The organism is Burkholderia sp. YHN3-13, from assembly GCF_055810675.1.
In genome coordinates, this window is sequence record NZ_JBVVNQ010000014.1 from 57,754 (window position 1) to 83,825 (window position 26,072).

The window sequence follows — 26,072 nt, forward strand, 5'->3', positions numbered from 1 at the left end:
GAGCAGTCGCTTGCGAAGTGTTGGCCCGGGGATTCCGCGACGTATGCATAGGAGACCGGCGTTGCCGGTCTTCTGATACATGCTGTCATCGAATATTTGAACACCGGCCTTGGCGGTGTTCGCGCTCGCGTCACCTGCTGAGTGCGAATTCGCAGGACAGGATTGTTTTTCCCGATCACAATCAGTCTTCCTGTGTCAGCCGAAACAAGACGCCAGCGATAGCGCGAATCTTGGACTGTGCGGCTAGCTGGAATGGATAGGCGACGAAGTACGACAGGTGCGACCGCCATAAGCCGCTCACTCAGAGACTCGAACCCGTCTCCCGCCAGGAAAATAAGCAATACAAATCAATAACCGGAAAGCTACGAGTTCGCGTCGCGGTGATGGCTGTCGAAAATCCGCCTTGCTTCTCGGAAGCGGTCCGCATTCTCGGCGATCCAGGTCCACGGCGGGACCACGCGAACGAGCAGGTCCATGCCCATGTCGGATAACTCGTATTCGACTCTAGCGGGCACTTCATCGAAATCGTGACGGAGCACAAGACCGTCACGTTCGAGTTGTCGTGACGTGCGCGTCAACATCGGCTGAGTCACCCCGTGCATGCGCCTGCCGTACACGCCGAGCGTGTGAAAGCAATGTGGCAGCTGCCAGGAGTGACTTGTCGGCGGTCGCTGACGGCGCGGAGGATGAGATAACGGGTTAGGGGCGGCATCAGCCGGTCCGACGCTACCGCGATGCCATTCGACCGGGTTCGGCCAGAACCGGCTCTTGGACAAGCAACGCCGAATCGTTGACAATTCGCTTTCTCACATTGGACTTACCACTGCCGAGATAATATGCGCATCAACGTTGCAGTCTCCGATCGCACCGCCCAGTATCAAACAATTGCGCTGATACTGGTCTCGATGTTTTGTTTTGCGGTCGTCGATGCACTGGGCAAAGCGGTAGCCCTCAACTATCCAGCTAACGAGGTGACATTCTTCCGAATGCTGTTCGGGATTGTGCCGGCTGTTCTCGCCAGTCTTCATGGTGGTTCGCTTGGCCCTCGGATCCGAAGGATCGACCTTCGCGGACAGACAATTCGTGCACTCACGCTTCTCGGCGCCTCAGGACTCTTTTTCGCGGGCTTGCCGTATCTGCCGTTGAGCGAGGCCGTGGCAATCGTCTATTCGGAGGCTATTTTTGTTGTTGTCCTCGCCCCTTTCTTGCTTGGGGAACGCTTACTCGCGCGAAATGCCGTTGCCGCGTCCGTAGGCTTTGTCGGGGTCCTTCTAGTAGTCCGACCTCAGGGCAGCTTGTCGAACTTCCTTGGCCCAGGTCTGTTGCTACTGAGCGCTTTGTGCGGTGCTCTTTCTATGATTCAGATTCGCAAGCTCAAAGCTGGCGATGACTCAAGCATTACGGTGCTTTTCTTCACGGCCTTCGGGACTGCCGTTACGGGTGTTTCTTTATTGTTTGCCTGGAGGACTCCGACACTCAAAGACTTATTTATCTTAGTGCTGCTTGCAATATTTTCGACAGTCGGCCAGATTTTATTTACGGTGGCAGTCCGGCGTGACAGCGCTGCGAAACTGGCGCCCTACACTTACACAAGTATCATTTGGGCAACGCTTTTCGGCTTCTTCGTATGGGGCGAAAAGCTAGATGTCGTTCCAGTCGTCGGAATCATTGGGATTGTCGGGAGTGCAATCGCTGTCGCCATCCGGGAAGAGCCACCGGAGGGACCCGCAGTCTAGTCTGACAAGCAGGCTTGGCTGTGATTGGCCGATACGAGTCGATGCACACGCGACAGAACTGTGTCGACCGCGAACGACCGGGATCGAGGAAATTGAAGGCCCCCTATGGGTCGGCTACAGCCGATCGTGTTGGGCGGAAACCGGCCAAACGCGGAAGTTCGCTATGTCAACGTCAACGTCCGATGCAGCCTGCCAAGAGAAGTTGAGCTCAGGCCATCCGGCGTCCTGTCAGGATAAGTGCATTATCCGAATCATTGAACAAGATTAACGCGCGAACGGACGCCGTTAGCCGTATCTGCGAACTTCAACACCCGCCGCGCGGCTAGCCGGATCGGCAATGCTGGCGTCGTGACAGCTTGACCGGCCCAATGCGATCGAGTTCGAGGCGTCAGATGACCGACGCCTGCAAACGCCTCACTCGAACGTGATGAACTGTGCCGACGACCATACCTTGCTGTCGTTGCGCTGCCGCCCGAAGAAATAGACGGGGCGATACCCGAACGATGCGTTGTCGGGCGCCACGTCGATGCTGCCCGCGAGATCGACGGGCAGCGGCTTGTCTGTCAGCCGTTCGACCGCGACGAAAAGCTCCGTGCCGCCGAGTGCGTGTGTCGCCGATTCGCGCGCGAGCAACTCCGCGCCGCTGATTTCGAAGCGGAACGCAGGGGCGTGCACGAACGGATTGCGTTCCAGCGGGTCGCCGACCTTCGCGAAGCTGTCGATCGTGCCCTCGACCACGATCGTCGCGGCGGCGAGATTGCCGACGTCGAGTTCGATGCTGTCCGCGTCGCCGTAGGTGTCGCTGCGGAACTCGATGTCGGTCGCGCCGGTGCGCCATGCCGACTCCTCGACATGCTCGAACCCGTTCGACCCGAAACGGTGAATCGTGCCGTTGACGATCCGGATCCGGCCGCGCCACGCAGCCCAGCGATAGCGGTCGCGGATGCGTGCACCGCCCCAGCGGACCCGGACCAGCCGCTCCGCGTAGCCGAGTTCCGCGTGCAGGTTGCGTTCCCACAGCAAGCCATCGTGATCATACGCGGCCACGTATTCCCAGCCCGACTGGCCGAGCAGCCGATAGTCGAGCCGCGCCGGCCCTTCGTGCGCAAACGCGTCGCCTTGCCGGTGATCGCCGCAGCGCACCAGCAGCGCACTGTGCTCGCCGGTCGTCGCCCACGTGCGGCGCGCGCGCAGCGCTGCGCCGACGTGCTTTCGATCGAGCCCGGGCGCCAGCACGCCCGTCAGCCCGCCATGCACGCCGAAGACCTGCACGCCGGGTGCGCCGCCGCCGGGCCGGCCGCGATGTTCGTCGCCGCTGGCCGCGACGCCGAGCTGATAACCCCGTGCGATCACGTCCTGGTACAGCCAGCCGAAATGGCCCCACGACGATGCGATCTCGACGAGCCGCTCGAGCTCCGGATGATGCCAGTCGGGGATATAACGACGACCGCCCACGTGCGGCATGACCAGATGTTGCGCGGCATTGTCCGCATACGCATCCCACAGTTCCTCGACGGGCCAGCGGCCGAGTTCGACCGCATGACCCTTCATCTCTTCGTTCCAGACCAGCGTGCGATTGTGCTCGCCGCGCGCGTTGTACGGGAAATCCGGTTGGTCGTCGCCGAGGAACACCACGTTGTGGTCGCCCCCTGCCGTCGAGCTGCCGCACCATTCCTGCACCGGATACACGACAAACCGGCCCGGTTCGTTGAAGCGCTCGACCGCGTCGACGCCGAGCCGCCAGTTCTCGTCGGTGATCTGGAAGTCGTTCGCGGTGTAGCCGAGCACGTCGATACCGCCGATGTCGCGTGCGTAGCGCGCGTTGTACTCCGGACTGTTGGTACCGACGGTGTCATGTGCGTGCACGTGAAGGTCCGCATACAGCGCCCGCGGCACGGGCAGCGACGCGTCGACCGTCAGCCACGCTTCGGCCGCACGCACGTCCGGGTGCCCCGGTACGTCGGCGACGATGCGCAGCGTGCCCGCGTCGACCGGCAGGTCGTCCACCGCCCAACTCGCAAAGCCTGTATCGGGCAGCGCGTGTTCGCGCCGGTAAACGATCTCGCCGCGGGCATCGTACGCGACGACCCTGGCATGACCGCCGACATCGCGGCACGCGTTGCCCCAGCGGTCCTGAAGCGACAGCCGGAACGGTGCGCGCGTGCCGGGCTGCACGAAGCGCGGGCCGTTCAGCAGCACGTCGGACGGCGCACCGGCACGGATGTCGATCGACACGTCGCCGGGCACGGCGACGAAGCGCGACGTGCCGAGCGGGTCGACGTAGAGCCGGAAGCGGAAGTTGTCTTCGGCGAAGGTCTGCACGCGCGTGCCGGGGCCGCGGCGGCGGTCGCCAAGACGGATCACGATCCGGTCGCCGGCATTCACGTAGCCGTCGACGATGTCGACGATCACGGCCTTCTGGAACGGCCGCTCATGCCCCTTCTGGTCGAAGCGCACGTTCAGCGCCTGCACGGTGGCCGGGCTCTGGCCCGGCACGAGCGGCGCCGCGTGGTACTCGGCGCTGATGTAGTTCGCGGCGCTCGGGTCGCTCGTCTGGAACAGCGCCCAGTCGGAATAGAACTTGAAGGTCGCCTTTAGCCAGCCGCCGTCGGCGATGCCGGACGAGCCGACTTCGTAGTCGAGCACGATTTCGCTCCACTCGCCGGCGTCGAGCCGCGTGAGGTTGCATTGCACGCGTCCGGCGAACGGCAGGCGTTTGTGGCGTTCGTAGAGCCCGTCGGGCGCAACGTGCGGGCCCAGGCGGTCGCGCAGCGCGGCGGCGCGTGCGTCAATGGTATCGATGGCGTCGTGGGATGCGTTCATTGTGGAATGCAAAATGATGTCGAGGGAAGGCGGCGCGCGTCAATGCGCGAACGGCCAGGGCGCGCTCGCGTCCCAGACGGGAATGCCCATGTATGCGTACCACGGTGCGATCACGCAGAGGCCGTAGACGATCGCGATCAGCACCGACACCGCGCCGACCTTCGCGTAATCGGCCGTCGAGAACGCGCCGCTGCTGTACGCGATGACGCCGGCGGTGATCTGCGTCGGCAGCAGATAGGCGAAGCTGTCGGTATCGCTGACGAGCATCGTGAACGCGACCGGATGCAGCCCGAGGCGCGGTGCGAGCGCGAGCGCGATCGGCGCGATCATCGTGACGGCCGCGACGTTGGACAGCATGCCGATACGGATCACGTGCGTGCCGAGCATCACGATCGCGATGGCGAGCCACCAGCCGTGCCCGCGCGCGGCGACGTAGACGTGATCGGCGGCCCAGCTTGCGAGCCCCGACGCACTGATCGCCGACGACAGCGACAACGCACCGGCGAGCAGGAACAGCGTGCCCCAGATCGTGCGCTGTTCGACTTCGGCCCAGCCGAAGCGCAGCACGCCGGGCGCGAACAGCAGCGCCAGCGCGATCAGCGCGACGATTTCCGACGGCAGGTGATGCAGCGGCTCGGTCGCCCACAACACGGCGACGGCCGCGAACAGTGCGAGTACGGCCCAGTCGTTGCGCGCCGCGGGTGGTTGCGTCCCGCGCATCGCCGCGATCGCGTCGGGGCCGCCCGGAATCGCGACGGCGCGCGAGCGGAAATGGAATTGCACCCAGGCTTGCGTGATCGCGAACATCCCGAGGTACGGCCACTGCAGCTTCAGCCACGTCAGGTACGAGATCCGGATGCCGAGCTGTTTCTCGAGCAAGCCGGACACGACCATGTTCGGCAGATGAGCCGTCAGGATGCACATGCCGCTGATCATCGCGCCGTACACGAGCGTCTGGATCACGATCGCCTTGCGCGCGGCGCGTTCGCGCGGCGATTCGCCGAACAGCCGGACGATGCCGTTCGTGACCGGCAGCAGCGTCGCGGCACGTGCATTCGCGGCCGGCACGACGAGCGCCATCACGCAGTTCACCGCGAACATTGCCCAGATCACGCCGTTGGCCGTGCGGACCTTCAGCCGGTCGAGCAGCAGCAGCGCGACGCGGCGGTCGAGCCCGCTTGCCTGCATGATCGCGGAAAACAGGAACGCGGCGAGGCAGAGGAACACGACCGGCGCGGCGAAGCCGCTGGCCGCCTTCGGGAACGACGGGCTCGCGTGCGACAGCACGAGCAGCATCGGCAGCAGGATGCCGCTTACGCCGACGGGAATGGCTTCGGTGATCCATACGATCGCGACCCAGGCGACGACGGCAAGCGTCGCCTTCCCTTCGGCCGACAGATGCGCAGGCGCGGGCAGCCACCATGCGATCGCGAAGAACGCGAGCCACGCGGTGGTGAAGCCGATCGCCGCACGCCACCGTGCACCGCGCGACCGACCCGTCGCGTGCGGATCGATGCGCGGCGCAATGGCCGGTTCGGTTCGTGTCGGCCGGCTGGCCTGCGCGCCATCGAGCGGCGGCGTGCCGATTGCGTTTTCAGTCACTGGTATGCTCCCCGGGCGTCGGGACCGCGAAACGCGGCCCCCGAACGTCTGTCGAGATGTGATAATACGTATTAATACAAGTTGGGCGTTCCAATTGCTTTTCATATCGATATCGGGAGACGCGCATAGCGCGGACCCAGCACGACGAGGAAGGACCAGATGACGCTGGTGCGTGACGACACGACATCGCTTTACGAGCAGCTTGCGACGACACTGCGCGACGAGATCGAACGCGGTGTGTACGAGCCGAGCGGCAAGCTGCCTTCGGAGGCACAGTTGAGCGAGCGTTTTCAGGTCAGCCGCGTGACCGTCAGGCTCGCGCTCGATCGGCTGAGCGACGCGCGCATCGTCGAGCGCAAGCAGGGCAAAGGGACGTTCGCCGCGAAGCAGCGGCTGCGGCATCGGCTCGACGTGCTGCGCGGGCTCCACGATTCGATCGCCGATCAGGGCGCCCGCGCCCGGATGACGTTGCTGCGGTTCGAGGCATGCGACGTGCCGCCGGGCCTGCGCCACGTCTTTGCCGACGACGTCGCGCGTTGCGTCTATCTTGAACGCGTGCATTGGGTCGACGACGAGCCGATCGCGCTCGCGCAGACCTGCCTGCTGCCCGACGCCGCGACCGTCACCTTCGAGCAGGCCGAGCGGATGTCGACCTACGAGGTGCTGGAAAGCGTGCTTGGCTGGCGCATGACGGACGCCGACATGTCGGTCACGGCCGTGGGGGCGCCCGAAGACGTTGCGGAGCGCCTCCGGGTCGGCGCGCATTCGCCGCTACTCGTGCTGCGGCGCACGTCGCGCCTGGCGGACGGCCGTACCTGCGAATCGACGGTGTTCCACATTCGGCCGGAGCGTTTCGACCTCCTCGTGCACAGCGGGGTGGAGGCTAGATTCGTCGGCTGACGGGGTATGCGGCCGCCCGTTCGCCGGCCGCCGTGACGCGCACGGCGTTCCGTACGGTACGCCGGCCGCGTTGTGCGACATGCACGGGATTCGTTATCTGCGCGTGACAGCGAAGCATCACAGCAATCGGTATTTTGCGCGCGCCCGAGGTTGACTAAGATCAAACCCTTGGGCGGATGCCAGTATCGTCAACCGTTCCGCCCGCGCCCGGACCATGGATAACCGCACAGATTCCCCTCCGCTCATTGCGCTGCCGGAAAGCGAGCATCGCCCCCTGTCGGTGCGCGCGAAGGCGCTCGTGTTCGCCGATCCCGCGTCGCGTGCGGTACTGCGCTTCGTCGAACAGATCGGGCCCAGCGCCGCGCCCGCGCTGATTCTCGGCGAGACGGGCACCGGCAAGGAACTGGTCGCGCGCCATATCCACCATGTCAGCGGCCGCACGGGCGCGTTCATCGCGGTCAACTGCGGCGCGATCAACCCGCAGCTTGCGGAGAGCGAGCTGTTCGGTCATGAGGCCGGCGCATTCACGGGCGCGCAGGGGCGCCGCATCGGCTATTTCGAGGAAGCGCACGGCGGCACGATCTTTCTCGACGAGATCGGCGATCTCGCACCGCCGCTGCAGGCGAAGCTGTTGCGCGTGTTGCAGGAGGGCGAGGTGACACGCGTCGGCGCGACGCGTGCGCGGCCGGTCGACGTGCGCGTCGTCGCGGCAACCAACGTCGATCTCGAACAGGCCGTGCTGGCCGGCAATTTCCGGATGGACCTGTTCTACCGCATCAATCTCGCCCGCGTGCGCCTGCCGCCGCTGCGGGAGCGGCCGCAGGACATCCTGCCGCTCGCCGAGCACTTCCGCGGGCGCTATTGCGCGCAGTTGAAGCGGCCGCAGCCGATGCTGTCGGAGGGCACGGTCCAGGCGCTGCAAGCATACCCGTGGCCCGGTAATATCCGCGAGCTGGAAAACGTCATGCACCTGGCGCTGCTCGTGTCGAACGGCAACCTGATTCGGCCGGAGCACCTGAAGTTCTCGGAGGCACTCGCCGGCTATGCGCGCGCGGACGACGCGGCGGCGCTGCCGCAGGACGACATCCGCGCGGGCGTGCGCCGCCTGTTTCGCGCGCCCGGCGAAAGCCTGTTGCGCGACATCGAGGAACTGGTCGTGTGCGAGGCGTTCGAGCACTGCCGGTTCAGCCAGGTGCGCACTGCGGCGCTGCTCGGCGTCACGCGCAATACGATGCGCACGTTGCTCGCGCGTCACGGGCTGCTGAACGAGCCGCGCTCCGAATCGGCGTTCGACGACTGACCGGGCGGCGCCGGCGGCCTCCGTCGCCCCGGCGGCGTTCCCGCCGGTTACGGCAGGCTCGCGCGTGCCAGGCGCGTGCGGACGCGCGGCAATACATCCTCTCCCACGCGCGCCGCTTCCTCGAGGTTCGCATAGGACGACAGCAGGAACGTCTCGATGCCGAGCGCGCGGTACTCGTGGATGCGCGCGGCGACCTGGTCGTAGCTGCCGACGATCGCGGTGCCCGCGCCGCCGCGGATCAGGCCAACGCCGGCCCACAGGTTCGGATACACCTCCAGCTCGCGCAACGAGCGCAGCGCGCCTCGGCTTAGCGCGGTCTGGCGCTGCTGGCCGACCGACTCGTAGGCGGCCAGCTTGCGCTGCGCGTCGACATAGGTCTGGTCGGAAATCTCGCTCAACAACTCGTCGGCGCGCGCCCATGCGGCGCGTTCGGTCTCGCGGGCAATCACGTGCACGCGCAGCCCGAAGCGCAGCCGGCGGCCGTGCATCGCGGCCAGCGCGCGCAGCCGCGCGACCCGCTCGCGCACGGCGTCGGGCGGCTCGCCCCACAGCAGGTATGTATCGGCCTGGCTGGCGGCCACCTGCTCAGCGAGCGTCGACGCGCCGCCGAGATAGAGCGCGGGCGGGGTCGCGAGCGGCACGCCGGCATGCGCGGGGCTCAGCATGTAGTAGCGGCCGGCGACGGAATGCCCGCCGCCTTGCCACAGCCGCCGCAGCACCCGGAGGTATTCGGAGGTCCGCTGGTAGCGCGCGTCGTGATCGAGAAAATCGCCGAGCGCGCGCTGTTCGTAAGCGCTCGAGCCGTTGACCGCGAACAGGCGCAGGCGCGCGCCGCTCATGTGCTGCAGGGTCGCGGCCTTGCGCGCGATCTGTTCGGGCTGCTCGAGCCCGGGCCGGAACGTGACGATCAGCGCGATGCGCTGCGTCGCGCGCGCGAGCTGCGCGCTGACGAGCCACGGATCCTCGAAGCCCGCGGCCATCGGCAGCAGCAGGCTGTCGAAGCCGGCCGACTCGGCCGCGCCGGCGACGCCGCGCAGGTATTCGGGCGTCGCCGGCCGATAGTCCTGCATGAAGGTCGACGGGCGCGGCAGCCCGCTGTTGGCCAGATGCGGCCCGTCGCCGTTGGTGGGCAGGAACCATGCGAAATCGACGCTCATGCATCGCCTCGCCCGTTCGCCGGCTGCGCGGCGCGCGCGCGCCGCGCAGCGTCGAACCGGATCATGCGCCGGAGCACGATGCCGGCCGGTGGCGGCGCGAGGCCGCGTGCGCGATACGCGTGTTCGACGGCCGCCGCGAGCGGCGGCGCGCTCGCGGGCATCAGCAGCCCGTCGCACCACGACGCGACGAACGCGATCTCGTGCCGCTCTGCGACCGACCAGTAGACGGGCGGCCGCTTTGCGACGAGATCTGGCAGGCGCGCATGCTCCGCGCGGTAGTAGGTGCCGCGATACTGCAGCGGCGACTCGGCCGCCCACAGCGCCCGCAGGATCGACAGGAATTCGGCGCTGCGCGCGAGCCGCTGGTCGCGGTTCAGGTGCATCGCGCGGTCGGTCGCATCGACGTCCGGCGCATCGGCTTCGAGTGCGAGCCACGCGCGGCCGCGGCTCAGCGACTGCAGGCTCTGCGCGAGATGCGCGGCGGCGACGGGCAGTATCGCGCCCGCCTGGAGCGTCACCATCACGCGCAGAGCCGGCAGCGCGTCGACGAGCGCCGCGGCTGCCATCCACGGATCGGGGCCGGCGCGCTGCACGGGCAGCAGAATCGCATCGCAGCCGGCCGACACGCCGGCCTCGGCGATCGCGATCCAGTCGGCCGCCGGGTCCGGCCGCGCGGCGTTGGCGCTGATGTCGAGCCGCAGCAGCAGACGCGGCACGCTCATGCCGCGGCCCGCGCCGGCTGCCAGCCGAGCGCCGGCGCAATCGTTTCCGCGAGCGTGCGCAGCCGGGCCAGCGCGTCGTCGAGCGACGCGCTTTCCGATTGCACGACCGGCAGGAAATAGTCGGCGAACGGGAACAGCGCCGGGTCGCCGCGCAGGCTTTCGATCACGTCGTCCGGATGCCCGTAATGGACGTTCAGCAGCCGCACGATCTGCTCGGGCTCGGTCACGTCGGGATGACCGCTCGCCGCGAGCCACGGAATGTGCCGCACGACGTCGGGCGCGAGCGCGGCGAGCGCGGTGCGCCGGTCCCGCGCGGGAAACACCGCGCGCACCACGCCGATGCGGGGCCGCGCTGCGTCGGCGTGCGCGCGTTCGCGCCAGGCGTCGAGATACGCGTGCGCGAGCGGCAACTGCACGGTGCGCGGATCGTGCACGGCGGTGCCGAGCAGCAGGCCGTTGCCGTGCCGTGCGGCGAACCGTGCGCCGTCGGGCGATGCATGCGAATGCCACAGGCGTTCGCGCAAGCCCGGCGCCGCGGGCTGCAGCACGAGCGGCGGCGCGTCGGCGGTGCCGCGCGCGACCGGCTGGCCGGCGAGCGCATCCTGCAGGCGTTCGAGCGCGGCCGCGAAGCGCGCCTGGCGCGTGTCGACGTCGAAGCCGAACGCGGCGAACGCGTCGAGGTTCGCGCCGCCGCTGCCGAGCCCGAGTTGCAGCCGGCCGCCGGCCAGCGCATCGAGCACCGCCGCATCCTCGGCGAGCCGCAGCGGATCCTCGAGCGACAGCGTGACGATGCCGGTGCCGAGCTCGATGCGGCGCGTGCGTTGCGCGACGGCGGCCAGCAGCACGAGCGGCGACGGCAGCCGGCCGTACTCCGCGCGGAAATGATGCTGCGCGACGAAGCCGCCGTCGAAGCCGAGTTGTTCCGCCGCGACGAACAGCGTCTCGAGATCCGCGTAGACGCGGCGCGCGTCGCCGGCGCCGTGCACGTGCGTGAGAAAACCGAGCTTGAACGGCCGGCGCGCGGCCGGTGCGGGAGAGGACGAATGGGTCATGTCGGGATCGGATCGGAGGTGAGCGAAGCGGCTTCGGGCCCGGCGGTGGCCGGCGTCCAGCCGAGCGCCGGTGCGATCGCTGTCGCGACGGTTTCGAGTTGCCGCAGCGCATCGCGATGCGAGGTGCTCGCGGTCTGCACTTGCACGACGAGTTCGGTCGCGCCGGGCAGAGCGGGGTCGGCATGCAATGCGGTCACGACGTCGGCGGGCGTGCCGCGCAGCACGCCGAAGCGGTCCAGCAGCGCCGGCACGTCGGCCGGCGCGGGCGCCGGTACGCCGCCGGCCCGCGCGAGCCGCGCGGCGTAACGCAGGATGTCGGGGCCGAGCGCGGTTTCGACGCTCGCTGCATCGTCGCCGGGTACGACCGCTCGTACGAGTGCGACGCGCGGTGCGTGCGGATGCGTCCACGCGCCGCGATAGCGCGCCACGAGTGCCGCTTCGCCGTCCTGATCCGGGCGCGTACGCGCGACGATCAGCCCGTGACCGTTGCGTGCGACCGCCTCGGCCTGGCCGGTCGCCTGCCATAAACGGGCGGCCAGCGTGGGCGCGCCCGGCTGCAGTGTCACACCGGCCGGCCCGAGCGGCGCACCGGCGAGCGCATGCTGCAACGACGCGAGCGCCTCGGCCTGCAGCGCCGCGCGCGCGTCGAAATCGCGGCCGAACGCGGCGAACACGTCCGGCTCGAAGCCGGCGCCGACGCCGAGCTGCAGGCGGCCGTCGGCCAACGCGTCGAGCACGGCCGCATCTTCGGCGACGCACAGCACCGATTCGAGCGGCAGCACGATCACGCCGGTGCCGAGCGCGATGCGCCGCGTGCGGCGTGCGGCGGCCGCCAGCAGCACGAGCGGCGACGGCAGGCGGCCCGTTTCGCTGCCGAAATGGTGCTGGGCGACCCACGCGCTGTCGAAGCCGAGCGCTTCCGCCGCGTCGATCAGCGCGAGCGTGTCGTGCAGCACGCGCGGCGACGGGTCGGGCGCGTACACGCGCGTGAGCACGCCAAGACGAAACAGGCGCGTCATGCGGCACCTCCGCCGACGGGGGCGACCGTATCGCCGCGCAGCGACGACGGGCGACGAAAGAAGGGAGGGCGTGGCAGCCCGAGCTGATCGCGCAGCGTCGGGCCTTCGTACTCGGTACGGAACAGCCCGCGGCGCTGCAGTTCGGGCACGACGAGGTCGACGAAATCGTCGAGGCCGCCGGGCACCCATGCGAACGCGACGTTGAACCCGTCGGCGCCGTACGACCGGAACCATTCCTCGAAGCGATCGGCGATGGTCTTCGGCGTGCCGGTCACGACTCCCGCGCTGGCAAAGCGCTCGTATAGCTGGCGGATCGTCAGATTCTCGCGGCGCGCGAGATCGACGATCAGCTGCTGGCGGCTCTTGCTGCGATTGCTCGGCGGCAGCTCGGGCAGCGGGCCGTCGAGCGGATAGCCGGACAGGTCGAAATCGCCTGCGTTGTCGGCGAGCAGCCGCAGCCCGAGCACCGGGTCGATCAAGTCCTGCAGCGCGCGCAGCTTGTCGCGCGCGTCGGCCTCGGTCGCGCCGACGATCGGCATCACGCCAGGCAGGATCTTCAGGTGCTCGGGGCGGCGGCCGTAATGCACGAGGCGGCCCTTGACGTCCGCATAGAACGCCTGCGCGTCGTCGAGCCGGTGCTGCGCGGTGAAGATCACTTCCGCGCAGCGCGCCGCGAGCTCGCGGCCCGCGTCCGACGAGCCGGCCTGCACGAGCACCGGATGCCCCTGCGGCGCGCGTGCGACGTTCAGCGGGCCGCGCACGCTGAAGTGCGGCCCGTGATGATCGAGCACGTGCAGCTTGCGATGATCGAAATGGAGGCCGGCCGCCTTGTCCTCGATGAATGCATCGTCTTCCCAGCTGTCCCAGAGCCCGGCCACGACGCGCTGGAATTCGTCGGCGCGCGCGTAGCGGTCGGCGTGCGCGAGGTGTGGCGCCGCGCCGAAGTTCGCCGCTTCGTCGGGCACCACCGACGTGACGAGATTCCACCCGGCGCGCCCGCCGCTCAGGTGGTCGAGCGACGCGAACTTGCGGGCGATGTGGTAGGGCGCGTTGTAGGTCGTCGTCGCCGTTGCGATCAGGCCGATGTGGTGCGTGACCGCCGCCAGTGCGGCGAGCAGCGTGAGCGGTTCGAAGGTGTCGGCGCGCGCGCTGCGGCGGAGCGAGTCGATGTGGCTGCCCTGCGTGGCGACCACGTCCGCGACGAACAGCGCATCGAGCTTGCCGCGCTCGGCTGTCTGCGCCATTCGGCGGAAATGGGCGAAGTCGCGGTTGCCGTTCGGCTGCGCGAGGGGATGGCGCCAGCCGACGACGTGGCTGCCGCCGCCGTTCAGCATCGCGTTGAGTTTGAGGGTGTCGGTGCGGTGCGTCATCCGTCGGCTCCTCAATACGTGTAGGTCACGCGCACGCCGACGGTGCGCGGCTGGCCCGCGGCGGCGACGTTGGTGCCGGGCAGGAAGAAGTTCTTCGTCAGGTCGTACTGGCGGTTGAACAGGTTGCGCGCCCACAGTGCGACGTCCCAGTGCCGGTCGGGCGACGTGACGGTCAGGCTCGCGTTGACGAGCCAGTAGCTGTCGACCGTGTAGTTCGGGCCGAGCAGGAGCAATTGCGAATACGCGTCGCGGTAGCTGTAGTTGGTCTCCGCACGCAGTCGGTAGCCGCCCGCGAGCCAGCTGTAGGCGACCTGCCCGCCATAGCTCAGGCGCGGGAAGCTGAGCGTGGTGCCGTTGTAGTCGGTGAACACGTTATGGCCGCTGGCCGCCGACGCCTGCGTGTTGTACGTGACGAACGGCGACGTGTACTTGCCGCTCTTGTAGCCGACGTACTGCGAGATTTCCAGCCCGCGCACCGGCTGCCATTTCAGATCGGTCTCGAAGCCGTCGATGCGCGATTTCGGCGCGTTGACGAACGTGCCGATCAGCGATTGCGAGTTCGGATCGAAGGTGGCCGACAACACCTGCTGGTCGTGATAGTCGTAATGGAACGCCGACGCGTTCCAGCGCAGCGAGCGCGTGAGGTCGGCCTTGAAACCTACTTCGTATGCGGTCAGCGATTCCGGCTTGAACGGTGCGAGCGCGTTCGAATTGCCGGTGTTGTGCGCGGTGAAGCCGCCCGACTTGTAGCCGCGGCTGACGGTCGTGTAAAGCATCGTCGCCGGGGCCAGGTCGAACTCGAGGCCGACCTTGCCGGACGTGCCGTTCGACGTCAGCGACTGGTTCGCGTCGCCGCCCTGGAAGCCCGCGAACGGCACGAACGACGGCGTCAGCATGCCGGACGCGAAGCCGCGCAATTCGCGCTTCTCGTGTTCCTGGCGCACACCGACGATGCCCCGCAGGCGTTTCGTGATGTCGTAGGTCGCCTGGCCGTAGACGCCGAGCGTATCGACCGACTGCCGGTAGCGCGTGAGCGCGATGAAGCCGAGCCGGTCGCTGAAGTCGGAATAGAACTTCTCGTCGAGATCGTCGTGCGAGTAGAACAGGCCGGTGACCCAGCGCAGCCGCGTGTCGCCGCGCGACGACGCGCGCAGCTCCTGCGTGACTTCGTTGACGGTGTCGTCGAAGTATTCGTCGGAGTCGTGGTACTGCGTCGCGTCCCAGTCCGAATACTCGCGGCGGTGCAGGTAGTTGTATGCGGTGATGCTCTTCAGCTCGACCGGGCCGAGGTTCCACGTCGCGGTCAGGTCGACGCCGCCGTTCACGTTGTTGCGCCCCGGCTTCGCGTCGGTCGACAGGCCCGTCACGCGCGAAAACGCGGGACTCACGCCCCAACCCGTCTTCGTGTGATCGGCATCGGCAGGGATCACCTCGCCGGTCTTGGCCGACGTGTACGGCGTAAACAGGTAGAGCCCCGTGTTGTCCGACTTGTCGAAGCCGCCGTGCGCGCCGAAGTGCAACTTGAAATCGCGCGCGACGTCCCAGTCGAGCTGCGCGCGCGCGGCGGCGCTGTCGTGGTTGCCGAGCGTCTGGTTGGTCGCGCGATTGTTCTGCCACGCGCCGAAATCCTGCGTCGTGAACGCGAAACGGCCGCGCACGCGGTCGCTCAGCGGCCCGGACACGTAGCCTTCGGTCGTCAGCAGGTTGTGCGTGCCGTATTCGACGCTCCCGCCGGCTTCGAAATCGCGGGTCGGCTGGTTCGTGATGAAGTTCACCGTGCCGCCCGTCGTGTTGCGGCCGTACAGCGTGCCCTGCGGGCCGCGCAGCACTTCGACGCGCGCGATGTCGAACAGTTGCCCCTGGGTCTGGATCGGCAGCGCGTACGCGACGTCGTCGACGTTGATGCCGACCGTCGACGCGTTGTTCGACGTGTAGTCGTTGAAGCCGACGCCGCGAATCCGGAACTGCGGCTGGCCGCCGCCGAACGCGGGTTCGACTTCGACGCTCGCGGTCGCGTGCTGCAGGTCGTTGACGGTTTCGACGTTCAGTGTCTTCAGGTCGCTGCCCGACAGCACCGACATCGACGTGCCGACGCGCTGCGCCGATTGCCGCCGCCGCTGCGCGGTGACGATCACGTCTTTCAGCTGGGCCTCGGCGACCGGCGCACCGCCGGTCGCGCGCGTCGCGCCGGTTGCCGCCGCCGGGTCGGTCGATGCGGCCGGTGCAGCCGACGCGGCCGGTGTGATCGGTGCAGCCCCGGCCGCCGATGCAGCGACCGGCGCATCGGTCACGGCCGGTTGCTGCTGCGCGTGCAGCGCCGGCGATGCGGCCAGCAGTGCCGACGCGCCGAGGGAGGCGCTCAACATTCTGTATTTCATCCGTAGATCCCCAAATCGAAGCGTTGTTGTGCGTGTGGTCCGGCGCGGTGCCGTGCATCGGATCGATGCCGCCACGGCTCGGCAGTGCGTGAGCGGGCTTTGCAACAGACGTGCCAAGGGGCGGCCGGGCACGACCCGTAAAGGCTCGACGCCGAATGCACCGGCCGGACGACGCAGCGCGCGCGCCTGCGTTCCAGTCGTTTTGCTGGATTTCCAGCAGCGCCGCCGCGCCGCGCGCCGCATGCTGCATTTGCGGCATCTCGCTGGAAATCCAGCGCGCCGCGTGCCGTGCGAAGGCCGCACAGGCCGACAGGGCGGCATTGGCATGGCGCTTGCTGTCGACGGAAGCCATGCTTCTGTCCACGAGGATCTTCATGAACGCTTTCACGTCCGCCGACACGCCGGCCCGCGCGTCGTCCCCGCTGTCCTCCCGTCCACCCGCGAGCCGCATCGCCGACGACGCGCACGCGCTCGAAACCGCGCGCCGGCTCGCCGACGAGCTGGCGCGCGACGCGGCGTTGCGCGACCGCGAGCGGCGCCTGCCGTTCGCGGAGCTCGACCTCTTCTCCGGCAGCGGGCTGTGGGGTATCACGGTGCCGCGCGCGTTCGGCGGCGCGGAGGTGTCGCTCGCGACGCTCGGCGAAGTCGTGCGGACCATCGCGCAGGCGGATCCATCGATCGGTCAGTTGCCGAAGAATCACTTCCACGCGCTCGACGTGATCCGGCTCACGGGCGACGAGGCGCAGCGCCGCAAGTTCTTCGGCCTCGTGCTCGACGGCGCGCGGATCGGCCATGCGGCGTCCGAACGCGGGACCAAGAACGCGCTCGAGATCGGCACGCGGCTGTCGCGGCGCGACGGGCGGCTCGTGCTCGACGGCCAGAAGTTCTATTCGACCGGTGCGCTGTTCGCCGACTGGATCGCGGTGCTCGCGCTCGACGACGACGGCCGCTACGTGCAGGCACTGGTCGAGCGTGACCGGCCGGGGCTCGACATCGTCGACGACTGGAGCGGCTTCGGGCAGCGCACGACGGCGAGCGGCACGCTGACGCTGTCGGGCGTGGAGGTCGACGAACACGACGTGGTCTCGATCCAGGCGGCGTTCGAGCGGCCGACGCTCGCGGGCCCCGTGTCGCAGTACCTGCACGCCAACATAGACGTCGGCATCGCGCGCGCGGCGCTGGCCGACACGCTGGAGTTCGTGCGGACGCGCAGCCGGCCGTGGGCCGACAGCGGGATCGCGCGCGCGTCCGACGATCCGTACGTGATCCGCGACGTCGCGGACGTGCAGGTGCGCCTGCTTGCGACCGAGGCGCTGCTCGACCGTGCCGCCGCGGCGCTCGACGCATTGCCGGCCGAACTCGACGACGCGCAGGTCGCGCACGCCTCGGTGCAGGTCGCGGCCGCGAAAGTGCTGAGCACCGAGCTCGCGATCCTCGCGACCAACAAGCTGTTCGAACTGTCGGGCACGCGCTCGGTGCTGAGCGAATACAACCTCGACCGTCACTGGCGCAATGCGCGCACCCACACGCTGCACGATCCGGTGCGCTGGAAATACCACGCGATCGGCAATTACGTGCTCAACCACGTGAACCCGCCGCGCCACGGCTACCTGTGATGACCGACACGCTCCAGACTCCCTCGCCGTTCGCGCCGAAGGACCCGGCGCGGCGCCGCTATGCGCTCGCCGCCGCGTGGGCCGCGGCCGGGCTCGGCGGCGCGGCCCGCGTGTTCGCGGCGGACGCCGCCGCGGTAGCGCCGGTGCGCGGCGGCACGCTGTCGCTGTTCGCGCAGCCGGAACCGCCGTCGCTCGTCAACGCGCTGACGCCGCACGTCGCGTCGCAATACGTCGGCGGCAAGATCTTCCAGGGTCTGCTCGGCTTCGACCCGCAACTGCGCGCGGTGCCGGTGCTCGCGCGCAGTTGGCGTGCGTCGGCGGACGCGCTGACGTACACGTTCGACCTGCAGCCGGGCGTGCGCTGGCACGACGGGCAGCCTTTCGGCGCGCGGGACGTGGTCGTCACGCTGAAGGAAATCGCGCCGCAGGCGCTGCCGCGCACGAAGGTGACGTTCGACAAGTACGTCGCGTCGATCGACGCGAGCGGCCCGCTGCAGGTGACGATCCGCCTGAAGAAGCCGTACGCGGGACTGATCAATCTGCTCGGCAGCGGGCTCCTGCCGATCCTGCCGGCCCATCTGTACCAGGGCAAGGATCCGCGCGGCAATCCCGCGAACCAGCATCCGGTCGGCACCGGGCCGTTCGTGTTCCGCGAATGGAAGCGCGGCGCATACATCCGTGTCGCGCGCAACCCGGATTACTGGAAGAAGGGGCTGCCGTATCTCGACGGAATCGTGTTCAACGTCGTGCCCGACGCGGCCGCGCGCTCGATCGCGTTCGAACGCGGGCAGATCCATGCGCTGCGCGCGGGTGACGTCGACTACGCGGACATCGCGCGGCTCGCGAAGCTGCCGGGCGTCGCGATCACGACGCAGGGCTGGGAGCTGTTCACCGGGATGGCCTTTCTCGAACTGAACCAGCGCAAGCCGCCGTTCGACAACGTGCTCGTGCGCCAGGCGGTGCTGCACGCGCTCGATCGCCAGTTCATCGTCGACCGGATCTTCTTCGGCTACGGGAAGGTCGCGAACGGCCCGTTCGTGTCGTCGTCGCCGTTCTACGATCCGAACGTGCCGCGCTTCGCGTACGACCCGGAGCGGGCGCGCGCGCTGATCCGGCAGTCGGGCATCGACGTCGGCAAGTTCCCGCTCGTGCTGCTCAACGGCGAGAAGGGCGGCGCGTGGGAGCGGGTGGCCGAATACACGCAGCAGGCGCTCGGCCAGGCCGGTTTCCGGCTGCGCGTGCAGACGACCGACGCGGCCGGCTGGTATGCGCGCGTCGCGAACTGGGATTTCGACCTGAGCTACAACTTCCTGTTCCAGAACGCGGACCCGGATTTCGGCGTCGCGCCGCTGTACCGGATCGACGGCATCTCGAAGGGCTCGCCGTTCGGCAACGTCGAGGGTTACCGCAATCCGCAGGCCGACGCGCTGTGGGACGCGGCCGCGCTGGATACCGATCCGGCCGCGCGCCGCGCGCGCTACGCGCAGCTTCAGACCACGCTCGCGAACGACGCGGCGATCGCGAACATCTTCGAGATGGTGAACCCGACGGTGTACCGGCGCAACGTCCACAACCTGCTGCGCACGGCCACCAGCGTGAACGACAGTCTCGAGGACACGTGGATCGGATGACGCGATGAACACGGCGCTGCGTTTGACGTCGACGGTGCTCCGGGGCCTTGCGGTCGTGCTGGGCGTGCTGGTCGTGAACTTCTTCCTGGTGCGGCTCGCGCCGGGCGATCCCGCGCTGATGCTTGCCGGCGACGCGGGCTCGGGCGATGCCGCGTACGTCGAACGGCTGCGCGCGCAGCTCGGATTGAGCCGGCCGCTCGTCGAGCAGTTCGGGTTGTATCTGCGCGATCTCGCGCACGTCGATTTCGGCTTCTCGTACCGCAACCAGCTGCCGGTGCTGCAGCTCGTCGTCGAGCGCCTGCCCGCGACGCTGCTGCTGATGGCGGCCGCGTTCGTCGTATCGGTCGTCGCGGGCGTGACGGCGGGTGCGATCGCCGCGTATGGCGAGTCGCGAGGCGGTCCATGGGCGCGTCGCATCGCGCGCACGATCGGCGCGCTGGCGGTGATCGTCTATGCGACGCCGCTGTTCTGGCTGTCGCTGATGAGCGTGATCGCGTTCTCGGTGGTGCTCGGCTGGCTGCCGTCGTTCGGGATGGAAAGCGTCGGCGCCGGCTATACGGGGTGGCGCCACGCGCTCGACGTCGCCGCGCACCTGGTGCTGCCGGCCACGACACTCGGGCTCGTGTACGGCGCGATCTACGTGCAGCTCACGCGCGCCGCGATGCTCGAGGTGATCGAACGCGAATTCGTGCGTACTGCGCGCGCGAAGGGCGCATCCGAGCCGCGCGTGATGATCCGCCACGTGCTGCGCAATGCGCTGTTGCCGGTCGTCACGCTCGGCGGGCTGCAACTCGGGCAGCTCGCGGGCGGCGCGCTCGTGACCGAGATCGTATTCGCGTGGCCCGGCCTCGGTGGACTGATGTACGACGCGCTGCTGCAGCGCGACTATCCGGTGCTGCTCGGGCTGCTCGCCGTGGTCGCGGCGCTCGTGGTGCTGTTCAATGCATTGACCGACCTGCTGTACGGGATCGTCGACCCGCGCATCGATCGGCGGGGGGCGCGATGACGAGCGGCATCCTGCGCCGTTTCGTGCGCGCGCGCGGTGCGGCGGCCGGCGTGCTGTTTCTTGCCGTCGTCACGCTTGTCGCGCTGAGCGCGCCGCTGTGGCTGCCGTCGCCGTGGAGCATGGCGGGCGAGCCGTTGCTGCGGCCGCTGCAGGCCGGCCATCCGCTCGGCACCGACATGCTCGGGCGCGACGTGCTGGTCGCGCTGCTATGGAGTGCGCGCGTGTCGCTGTTCATCGGACTCGCGGCGACCGTCGCGACCTTTGCGCTCGGCGTGTCGATCGGTGCGCTCGCGGGCTGGTGCGGCGGCTGGGTCGACCGGGCACTGATGGCAGTCACGACGCTGTTCCAGACCGTGCCGCAATTCGCGGTCGCGGTCACGATCGCGGCCGTGCTCGGTGCGTCGCTCGAATCGACGATCGTGGCGATCGCCGCCGTGTCGTGGCCGGCGATCGCACGGCTCGTGCGCGGCGAATTCATCGGGCTCGCGCAACGGGAGTTCGTGCTCGCGGCGCGGCTTGCCGGCGAGTCGCCGGCTGCGCTCGTGCGGTGCCAGATCCTGCCGCACGTCTGGCCGCCGCTCGCGGTGCTGGCCGCGCTGATGGTCGCGACCGCGATCCTCACCGAATCGGCGCTGTCGTTTCTCGGACTCGGCGATCCGTCGCAGATGAGCTGGGGCTTCATGATCGGCGCGGCGCGCAACGTGGTGCGCGACGCGTGGTGGCTGAGCATCTGGCCGGGGCTCGCGATCGTCGCGACCGCGCTTGCGATCAACCGGGTCGGCGAGGGGTTGCGCCATGCGTCGGCGGTTGCGGAGCAGGGGCGATGAGCGGCGCACCGCTGTTGTCGATCGAGCGGCTCACGCTCGCGTTGCCGCCCGGCGCCGAACGCCGCGACGCGGTGCGCGACGTGTCGCTGACGGTCGAGCCCGGCGAGGTGCTGTGCGTGGTCGGCGCGTCGGGATCGGGCAAGTCGCTGCTCGCGGCCGCGATCGCCGGCCTGTTGCCGCGCGGCGTGCGGCAACAGGCCGGGCGGATCGTGCTGCGGGGCCGGGACCTCGCGCAGTGCGGCGATGCCGAACGGCGCGCGGCGCGCGGCCGCGACGTGTCGATGGTCTTCCAGGAACCGCTCGCGGCGCTGAATCCGCTGATGACGGTCGGCGCGCAGGTCGACGAGGTGCTGCGCGTCCATCGCGTGCTGAGCGGCCGCGGCGACGGTGCGGCGCGCGCCGCGCGCGTGACGGCGCTGTTGCGCGACGTCGGCCTGCCGGAACCCGAGCGGCTGCGGCATGCGTATCCCGATGCGCTGTCGGGCGGCCAGCGCCAGCGTGTGCTGATCGCGATGGCGCTCGCGCTCGAACCGGCGCTGCTGATCGCCGACGAACCGACCACCGCGCTCGACGTCACCACGCAGGCGCGCATTCTGGCGCTGATCGAGCAGGCGGCGCGCACGCGGCGAACCGGCGTGCTGCTGATCACGCACGACTTCGGCGTGGTCGCGCGCATCGCCGATCGCGTCGTGGTGCTGCGCGACGGCGAGCCGGTCGAGAGCGGTCGCGCGGCCGACGTGCTGCGCGCGCCGCGCCATCCCTACACGCGCGCGCTGCTCGATGCGGTGCCGCACGGGCGCGTCGAGCAGCGCACCGTCATTCGCAGCGGCGTGCCGCTGCTGGACGTGCACGGCTTGCGCAAGCGCTATGCGCCGCGCCGCGCGTTGCCGTTCCTGCCGGCGCGAGGGCGACGCGGCGTCGATGCGCTGATCGACGTCGGCTTCACGCTGCATGCCGGCGAGACGCTCGGCATCGTCGGCGAATCGGGTTCGGGGAAGTCGACGCTCGCGCGGGCGCTGGTGCGGCTCGCGCGAGTGGATGCGGGGCGCATCGTGCTGCGCGGCGAGCACGATCTCGCGCGTCTGGCGGACCACGCATTGCGGCCGCTGCGCCGCGACATCCAGATGGTGTTCCAGGACCCGTATGCGTCGCTGAATACGCGTCAGACGATCGCGCAGATCGTCGCGACCGGCCTGCTTGCGCACGGTGTCGGCCGTGGTGCGGCGTATCGGCGGGCGGCCGAACTGCTCGCGCAGGTCGGTTTGCCGCCGGATGCGCTCGACCGGTATCCGCACGAATTTTCCGGCGGGCAGCGACAACGGATCAGCCTTGCGCGTGCGCTGGCGCTCGACCCGTCGATCCTCGTGGCCGACGAGATGGTCTCGGGGCTCGACGTGTCGGTGCAGGCGCAGGTGCTCGAACTGCTCGCGTCGGTGCAGCGGCGCCGCGCGATGGCGATCGTGTTCGTCACGCACGACCTGCGCGTCGCCGCGCAGATCTGCGACCGAATCGCGGTGATGCAGGCGGGGCGGGTGGTCGAGCTGGGCGACACCGCGCAAGTATTCGGCGCTGCGCGCCACCCGTACACGCGCGCGTTGCTCGACGCGATGCCGGTATTGCCGGAGCGCGTGGTCGCGATCGGCACGGCGGAGCCCGCCATGCGTGCTCGTCGCATCAACGAGGAACAATCATGACCTCCGATTCGAACTTCGCGGCCGATGCTTCAGCCGTCGTGGCCGGCGTGCCGGTCGAGGTGCGCGCCGGGCGCACGCTGAGTGTCGCGCATCACGCCGCGCCGCGCGGCTCGCCGCATGCGGGGACGGTGCTGTTCTTCGCACACGGTGGCGGCGGCAACAAGAATCAGTGGCGGGCCCAGTGGCGCACGTTCGCCGACGCGGGCTACGCGCTCGTCGCATGGGATTTCCTTGGCCATGGCGATAGCCCTCGGCCATCCGCGCGAAGCGGCGCTTACCACGGCGACGAAACGCTTCGCGACTATCTCGCGCTGTTCGACCGCTACAAGGGCACGCACAACGTGCTGGTCGCGCATTCGCTCGGTACCGGCAGCACGCTCGCGCTGCTCGAGCGGCTTGCGGCGCTCGGGCGGCTGCACGAAGCAAGCGGCGCGCTGCTGCTCGGCACGCAGCTCGCGCGCCCGGTGACACGGCCGCCGGCATTGCCGGGCTGGCTGCTCGAATGGATCAAGCCGATATTCGCGCGGCGGTTCCGGCGGCTCGCGTGGCATCCGCGGGCCGATCCGGCGCTCGTCGCGTACGAGTCGCGCGTGGCGCGCCGCAACCGGATGACGACGTTCCAGGCCGTGCTGCGCGCGGCGCCGTGGCCCGATGCGCAGCGGCTGGCGGCGCTCGACCTGCCGGTCGCGGTGCTGGCCGGCGATGCCGACGGGCTGACGCCGCCGGCCGGCGGGCGTGCGCTGGCCGATGCGTTGCCGAATGCGACGTTCGACGTGCTTTCGGCCTGTGGGCATCAGTTGATGCTCGAGCGGCCCGATGGGGTCGGCGCGGCATTGCGTGCGCTGCTCGAACGCGCGGTTCAGCCGGCGCCGTCGGCGTGGGTGCCGGCGGATGGACCATGACAGACCGGGCCTCGATGCGGGCAACGGTTCGTGAGGAGACGTTTGATGTCTGAAGTCGAAGCTTCGTTGGATCGGCAGGACCGGTTCGTCTATGTGTCGGCCCGAGACCCGCTCACGCGGCCGTTGTTCGACGAGCTGGCATACGAATACAGCAGCCGTTACGCCGCTTACATTTCCGAGGAAGAACTCGAAAAGGAGCTCGTGCGCTACCCGGTCGAGGCGTTCGCGCCGCCCCAGGGCGCGTTTGTGCTGCTGTTGCGCGCGGGTCGGGCCATCGCGGGCGGTGCCTTCATGCGCCATCACACCCCGGCCACGGCCGAGTTCAAGCGGATCTGGGTCAGTCGCGCGCATCGCCGGCAGGGGCTGGCCCGGCGTGTGCTGGCCGAGCTCGAGGCGCAGGCTGCGCGGCAAGGCTACACGCGCGTGCATCTGGGAACCGGGCCGCGACAACCCGAAGCGGTCGGCCTTTACCGATCCTCCGGCTACACGCTGCTGTCGTCGCACGATTTCGGCGAGGATGCGCCTCCCGGCGTGTTGTTCGAGAAATATCTGTTGCCGGTTCAGCTGGCGCACGCGAGCAGCCCGGATTGAATCGATGACACGCGACGAGCCGCACGCGTCCGTGCACGCCGAGCCGGCAGATACCGTAGCTCAGGTGCGACCGTCCGGCCGGTTCGGCTGGCCGTCTCGCCGACGCCATGCAAGCGGTGCGTCGCGCGATGCGCGTGTCCGCGCGGACATCGTGCTGGGCATTTGCGTCGCGATGGGCTTCACCACGCTGCTCGATCAGGCGATCTTCACGCTCGCGGTGCCGGCGCTCAGAAGCGGCTTGCGTGCGTCCACAGCCGAAATACAGCTGATCACGTCGGTCTATTCGATCGCGTTCGGCATCGCGCTCGTCCCCGCCGGCCGGCTCGGCGACGCGATCGGGCGCCGCCGGTTGTTTCTGGTCGGGCTCGCGATGTTTACCGGTTTCAGCGCACTCGGCGGGGTGGCGGACGATGCGCGCACGGTGATCGCGGCACGTGTGCTGCAAGGCCTTGGCGCGGGAATGATCAATACGCAGATATTCGGCTTGATCCAGGATTTGTTCCCCGGTGCGGCCCAAGCCAGGGCACTCGGACGATACGCGATGGCCGGCGGATTGTCGGGCCTCGTCGGACCGATTCTCGGCGGCCTCGTGCTCGCATCGGTTCCGTCGGACATCGGCTGGCGGCTGCTGTTCCTCGTCAACGCGCCGTTCGGAGTGGCCGTGTTCTGTCTGGCGTTTCGGTATTTGCCGCGCCAGCGGCTGTCGGATCGGCGGTTTTCGATCGACCTGATCGGGTTGATTCTTCTGTCCGCGATCACGCTCGCGCTCATGCTCGCCACGTTGATCGGGCGTGCCGCCATGCCGTCGCGGCGCGTGTGCCTCGCGGTCGCGCTGGCCGGGCTGCCGTTGTTTCTCGCGTGGGAGGCGGCGTATCAGCGTGGCGGCGGCACGCCGATTCTGTCGCGCGGTCTGCTCGGTTCCAGCGGCTATGTCCTCGGTACGATCGTCGCGATGTGCCAGTTTGCAGCGAGCGTCACACTTGGGATGGTCAGTGCGTTGTTCTTTCTCGATGGTTTGCATCTCGATCCGCTGCTGTATGCCGCGCTGTCGATTCCTGCGGCGCTTGCATCGACTGCATCGGCGATGTGGAGCTGGCGTTTCGTCCGGCGCTTCGGCCGTGGCGGGACGGTGTTCGCGATAGCCTGTCATGCGCTTGCGGTCGCCGCGCAAGGTGGGGCGGCCGAATACTTCGAGGTTCGCTGGGTCGTGCTCACGTATCCCGCGATCGTGTTGCTGCAGGGCGTCGCCGGCGGCCTGATTCATGCGCCGAATCAGGCGATGACGCTCGCGGAAATCGGCCAGGATGAAGGGCGTGGGCTGGCCGCGGGGTTTCTGCAGTTGTCGCAGCGGCTGGCGTGTTCGATCGGCATGTCGTGGGGAACGGGAGTGTTCCTGATGCAGGCATCGTCTTCATCGGATTTGGCGGCATACCGCGATGCGTTCGTCGAAGTGTTGATGCCGATATTGCTGCTGGTCGCCGGTGCGTTCGCGGCGGCATGCGCGGACTGGGCCAGCAGGCGAGAGCAGCATCCGGCGGCGTGAGCGGCAGGGCGAATGGCATTTTCGACGCATTTATATCTTTACGATATGTAATCCTGATTATGTGTATCTGTGTGCATAACGATTTCAAAAATGCTTGGTTTGCACGCGAATGGTTAACGCGCACTATTGGGCCACGCGACACGGGAAATTAACCGTGTCGAACAAATCGATTCAATCCGGAAAAATCAGAGGCAGATGGCTTG

The 26,072-nt window shown here is 68.5% G+C and carries 20 protein-coding genes; 11 read left to right on the forward strand and 9 right to left on the reverse strand.

The window, feature by feature from the left end; translation table 11 throughout:
• Nucleotides 1-362: 362 nt before the first annotated feature.
• A complete protein-coding gene (locus AC0KUR_RS26760) occupies nt 363-602 on the reverse strand; it encodes a winged helix-turn-helix transcriptional regulator (RefSeq protein WP_473376647.1) in 240 nt (79 codons plus the stop codon).
• A gap of 234 nt (nt 603-836) precedes the next feature.
• Here AC0KUR_RS26760 and AC0KUR_RS26765 point away from each other — a divergent pair, with 234 nt between their 5' ends.
• Nucleotides 837-1,736: a DMT family transporter gene (locus AC0KUR_RS26765; RefSeq protein WP_473376613.1), complete on the forward strand. Its 900-nt coding sequence runs from the start codon at nt 837-839 to the stop codon at nt 1,734-1,736.
• 414 nt (nt 1,737-2,150) lie between these two features.
• Here the strand turns inward: AC0KUR_RS26765 and AC0KUR_RS26770 are convergent, their stop codons facing one another.
• Entirely contained in the window at nt 2,151-4,559 is a 2,409-nt protein-coding gene (locus AC0KUR_RS26770) for a hypothetical protein (RefSeq protein ID WP_473376614.1), read from the reverse strand.
• 39 nt (nt 4,560-4,598) lie between these two features.
• On the reverse strand, nt 4,599-6,161 hold the full coding sequence (locus AC0KUR_RS26775) for an SLC13 family permease (protein WP_260435822.1): 1,563 nt from the start codon (nt 6,159-6,161) through the stop codon (nt 4,599-4,601).
• Nucleotides 6,162-6,320: 159 nt separating this feature from the next.
• On the opposite strand from AC0KUR_RS26775, the gene AC0KUR_RS26780 reads away from it, so the two are divergent.
• Nucleotides 6,321-7,061, forward strand: coding sequence for a GntR family transcriptional regulator (locus AC0KUR_RS26780; RefSeq protein ID WP_034190923.1), 741 nt, complete (start codon nt 6,321-6,323; stop codon nt 7,059-7,061).
• Nucleotides 7,062-7,275: 214 nt separating this feature from the next.
• Complete coding sequence (locus tag AC0KUR_RS26785) at nt 7,276-8,361, forward strand: sigma-54 interaction domain-containing protein (protein ID WP_034190924.1); 1,086 nt, start codon at nt 7,276-7,278, stop codon at nt 8,359-8,361.
• A 47-nt stretch (nt 8,362-8,408) separates the two neighbouring features.
• Here the strand turns inward: AC0KUR_RS26785 and AC0KUR_RS26790 are convergent, their stop codons facing one another.
• The 6 genes from AC0KUR_RS26790 to AC0KUR_RS26815 are packed head-to-tail and all read right to left on the reverse strand — an operon-like array spanning nt 8,409 to nt 16,047.
• Nucleotides 8,409-9,518, reverse strand: coding sequence for an LLM class flavin-dependent oxidoreductase (locus AC0KUR_RS26790; protein WP_473376615.1), 1,110 nt, complete (start codon nt 9,516-9,518; stop codon nt 8,409-8,411).
• Nucleotides 9,515-10,240 (reverse strand): LLM class flavin-dependent oxidoreductase, encoded by a 726-nt coding sequence (locus tag AC0KUR_RS26795; protein ID WP_051701064.1) that lies wholly within the window; start codon nt 10,238-10,240, stop codon nt 9,515-9,517. The genes AC0KUR_RS26790 and AC0KUR_RS26795 overlap by 4 nt, the downstream gene beginning before the upstream one ends.
• Nucleotides 10,237-11,292, reverse strand: a complete 1,056-nt coding sequence (locus AC0KUR_RS26800; RefSeq protein ID WP_051701065.1) for an LLM class flavin-dependent oxidoreductase — start codon at nt 11,290-11,292, stop codon at nt 10,237-10,239. The genes AC0KUR_RS26795 and AC0KUR_RS26800 overlap by 4 nt, the downstream gene beginning before the upstream one ends.
• The gene (locus tag AC0KUR_RS26805) at nt 11,289-12,311 is read right to left on the reverse strand and encodes an LLM class flavin-dependent oxidoreductase (RefSeq protein WP_473376616.1); all 1,023 of its coding nucleotides are present in this window, start codon (nt 12,309-12,311) and stop codon (nt 11,289-11,291) included. Before AC0KUR_RS26805 ends, AC0KUR_RS26800 begins: the two co-directional genes overlap by 4 nt.
• Nucleotides 12,308-13,681, reverse strand: a complete 1,374-nt coding sequence (locus AC0KUR_RS26810; RefSeq protein WP_034190927.1) for an LLM class flavin-dependent oxidoreductase — start codon at nt 13,679-13,681, stop codon at nt 12,308-12,310. The genes AC0KUR_RS26805 and AC0KUR_RS26810 overlap by 4 nt, the downstream gene beginning before the upstream one ends.
• An 11-nt stretch (nt 13,682-13,692) precedes the next feature.
• On the reverse strand, nt 13,693-16,047 hold the full coding sequence (locus tag AC0KUR_RS26815; protein ID WP_473376617.1) for a TonB-dependent receptor: 2,355 nt from the start codon (nt 16,045-16,047) through the stop codon (nt 13,693-13,695).
• A 386-nt stretch (nt 16,048-16,433) separates the two neighbouring features.
• On the opposite strand from AC0KUR_RS26815, the gene AC0KUR_RS26820 reads away from it, so the two are divergent.
• Genes AC0KUR_RS26820 through AC0KUR_RS26855 form a run of 8 tightly spaced genes read left to right on the forward strand, consistent with a single transcriptional unit; the run spans nt 16,434 to nt 25,869 of the window.
• Nucleotides 16,434-17,675 carry an SfnB family sulfur acquisition oxidoreductase gene (locus AC0KUR_RS26820; protein ID WP_124609288.1) on the forward strand — a complete coding sequence of 414 codons (1,242 nt, stop codon included), beginning with the start codon at nt 16,434-16,436 and terminating at the stop codon, nt 17,673-17,675.
• Complete coding sequence (locus tag AC0KUR_RS26825) at nt 17,675-19,306, forward strand: ABC transporter substrate-binding protein (protein ID WP_226230077.1); 1,632 nt, start codon at nt 17,675-17,677, stop codon at nt 19,304-19,306. The genes AC0KUR_RS26820 and AC0KUR_RS26825 overlap by 1 nt, the downstream gene beginning before the upstream one ends.
• Before the next feature lie 4 nt (nt 19,307-19,310).
• On the forward strand, nt 19,311-20,312 hold the full coding sequence (locus tag AC0KUR_RS26830) for an ABC transporter permease (protein ID WP_034190928.1): 1,002 nt from the start codon (nt 19,311-19,313) through the stop codon (nt 20,310-20,312).
• A complete protein-coding gene (locus AC0KUR_RS26835; protein WP_034190929.1) occupies nt 20,309-21,139 on the forward strand; it encodes an ABC transporter permease in 831 nt (276 codons plus the stop codon). The genes AC0KUR_RS26830 and AC0KUR_RS26835 overlap by 4 nt, the downstream gene beginning before the upstream one ends.
• Nucleotides 21,136-22,833: a dipeptide ABC transporter ATP-binding protein gene (locus AC0KUR_RS26840; RefSeq protein WP_034190930.1), complete on the forward strand. Its 1,698-nt coding sequence runs from the start codon at nt 21,136-21,138 to the stop codon at nt 22,831-22,833. The genes AC0KUR_RS26835 and AC0KUR_RS26840 overlap by 4 nt, the downstream gene beginning before the upstream one ends.
• Complete coding sequence (locus tag AC0KUR_RS26845; RefSeq protein ID WP_034190931.1) at nt 22,830-23,735, forward strand: alpha/beta fold hydrolase; 906 nt, start codon at nt 22,830-22,832, stop codon at nt 23,733-23,735. The genes AC0KUR_RS26840 and AC0KUR_RS26845 overlap by 4 nt, the downstream gene beginning before the upstream one ends.
• Nucleotides 23,736-23,780: 45 nt before the next feature.
• Nucleotides 23,781-24,326 carry a GNAT family N-acetyltransferase gene (locus AC0KUR_RS26850; RefSeq protein ID WP_034190932.1) on the forward strand — a complete coding sequence of 182 codons (546 nt, stop codon included), beginning with the start codon at nt 23,781-23,783 and terminating at the stop codon, nt 24,324-24,326.
• A gap of 4 nt (nt 24,327-24,330) precedes the next feature.
• Complete coding sequence (locus AC0KUR_RS26855) at nt 24,331-25,869, forward strand: MFS transporter (RefSeq protein ID WP_034190933.1); 1,539 nt, start codon at nt 24,331-24,333, stop codon at nt 25,867-25,869.
• The last annotated feature ends 203 nt before the right edge of the window (nt 25,870-26,072 follow it).

Excerpts from the sequence above, each read along its gene's own strand:
- AC0KUR_RS26760 (WP_473376647.1), bottom strand. The coding sequence starts at position 602 with ATGCACGGGGTGACTCAGCCGATGTTGACGCGCACGTCACGACAACTC.
- AC0KUR_RS26765 (WP_473376613.1), top strand. The coding sequence starts at position 837 with ATGCGCATCAACGTTGCAGTCTCCGATCGCACCGCCCAGTATCAAACA.
- AC0KUR_RS26770 (WP_473376614.1), bottom strand. The coding sequence starts at position 4,559 with ATGAACGCATCCCACGACGCCATCGATACCATTGACGCACGCGCCGCC.
- AC0KUR_RS26780 (WP_034190923.1), top strand. The coding sequence starts at position 6,321 with ATGACGCTGGTGCGTGACGACACGACATCGCTTTACGAGCAGCTTGCG.
- AC0KUR_RS26785 (WP_034190924.1), top strand. The coding sequence starts at position 7,276 with ATGGATAACCGCACAGATTCCCCTCCGCTCATTGCGCTGCCGGAAAGC.
- AC0KUR_RS26790 (WP_473376615.1), bottom strand. The coding sequence starts at position 9,518 with ATGAGCGTCGATTTCGCATGGTTCCTGCCCACCAACGGCGACGGGCCG.
- AC0KUR_RS26795 (WP_051701064.1), bottom strand. The coding sequence starts at position 10,240 with ATGAGCGTGCCGCGTCTGCTGCTGCGGCTCGACATCAGCGCCAACGCC.
- AC0KUR_RS26800 (WP_051701065.1), bottom strand. The coding sequence starts at position 11,292 with ATGACCCATTCGTCCTCTCCCGCACCGGCCGCGCGCCGGCCGTTCAAG.
- AC0KUR_RS26805 (WP_473376616.1), bottom strand. The coding sequence starts at position 12,311 with ATGACGCGCCTGTTTCGTCTTGGCGTGCTCACGCGCGTGTACGCGCCC.
- AC0KUR_RS26810 (WP_034190927.1), bottom strand. The coding sequence starts at position 13,681 with ATGACGCACCGCACCGACACCCTCAAACTCAACGCGATGCTGAACGGC.
- AC0KUR_RS26815 (WP_473376617.1), bottom strand. The coding sequence starts at position 16,047 with ATGTTGAGCGCCTCCCTCGGCGCGTCGGCACTGCTGGCCGCATCGCCG.
- AC0KUR_RS26820 (WP_124609288.1), top strand. The coding sequence starts at position 16,434 with ATGAACGCTTTCACGTCCGCCGACACGCCGGCCCGCGCGTCGTCCCCG.
- AC0KUR_RS26825 (WP_226230077.1), top strand. The coding sequence starts at position 17,675 with ATGACCGACACGCTCCAGACTCCCTCGCCGTTCGCGCCGAAGGACCCG.
- AC0KUR_RS26830 (WP_034190928.1), top strand. The coding sequence starts at position 19,311 with ATGAACACGGCGCTGCGTTTGACGTCGACGGTGCTCCGGGGCCTTGCG.
- AC0KUR_RS26835 (WP_034190929.1), top strand. The coding sequence starts at position 20,309 with ATGACGAGCGGCATCCTGCGCCGTTTCGTGCGCGCGCGCGGTGCGGCG.
- AC0KUR_RS26840 (WP_034190930.1), top strand. The coding sequence starts at position 21,136 with ATGAGCGGCGCACCGCTGTTGTCGATCGAGCGGCTCACGCTCGCGTTG.
- AC0KUR_RS26845 (WP_034190931.1), top strand. The coding sequence starts at position 22,830 with ATGACCTCCGATTCGAACTTCGCGGCCGATGCTTCAGCCGTCGTGGCC.
- AC0KUR_RS26850 (WP_034190932.1), top strand. The coding sequence starts at position 23,781 with ATGTCTGAAGTCGAAGCTTCGTTGGATCGGCAGGACCGGTTCGTCTAT.
- AC0KUR_RS26855 (WP_034190933.1), top strand. The coding sequence starts at position 24,331 with ATGACACGCGACGAGCCGCACGCGTCCGTGCACGCCGAGCCGGCAGAT.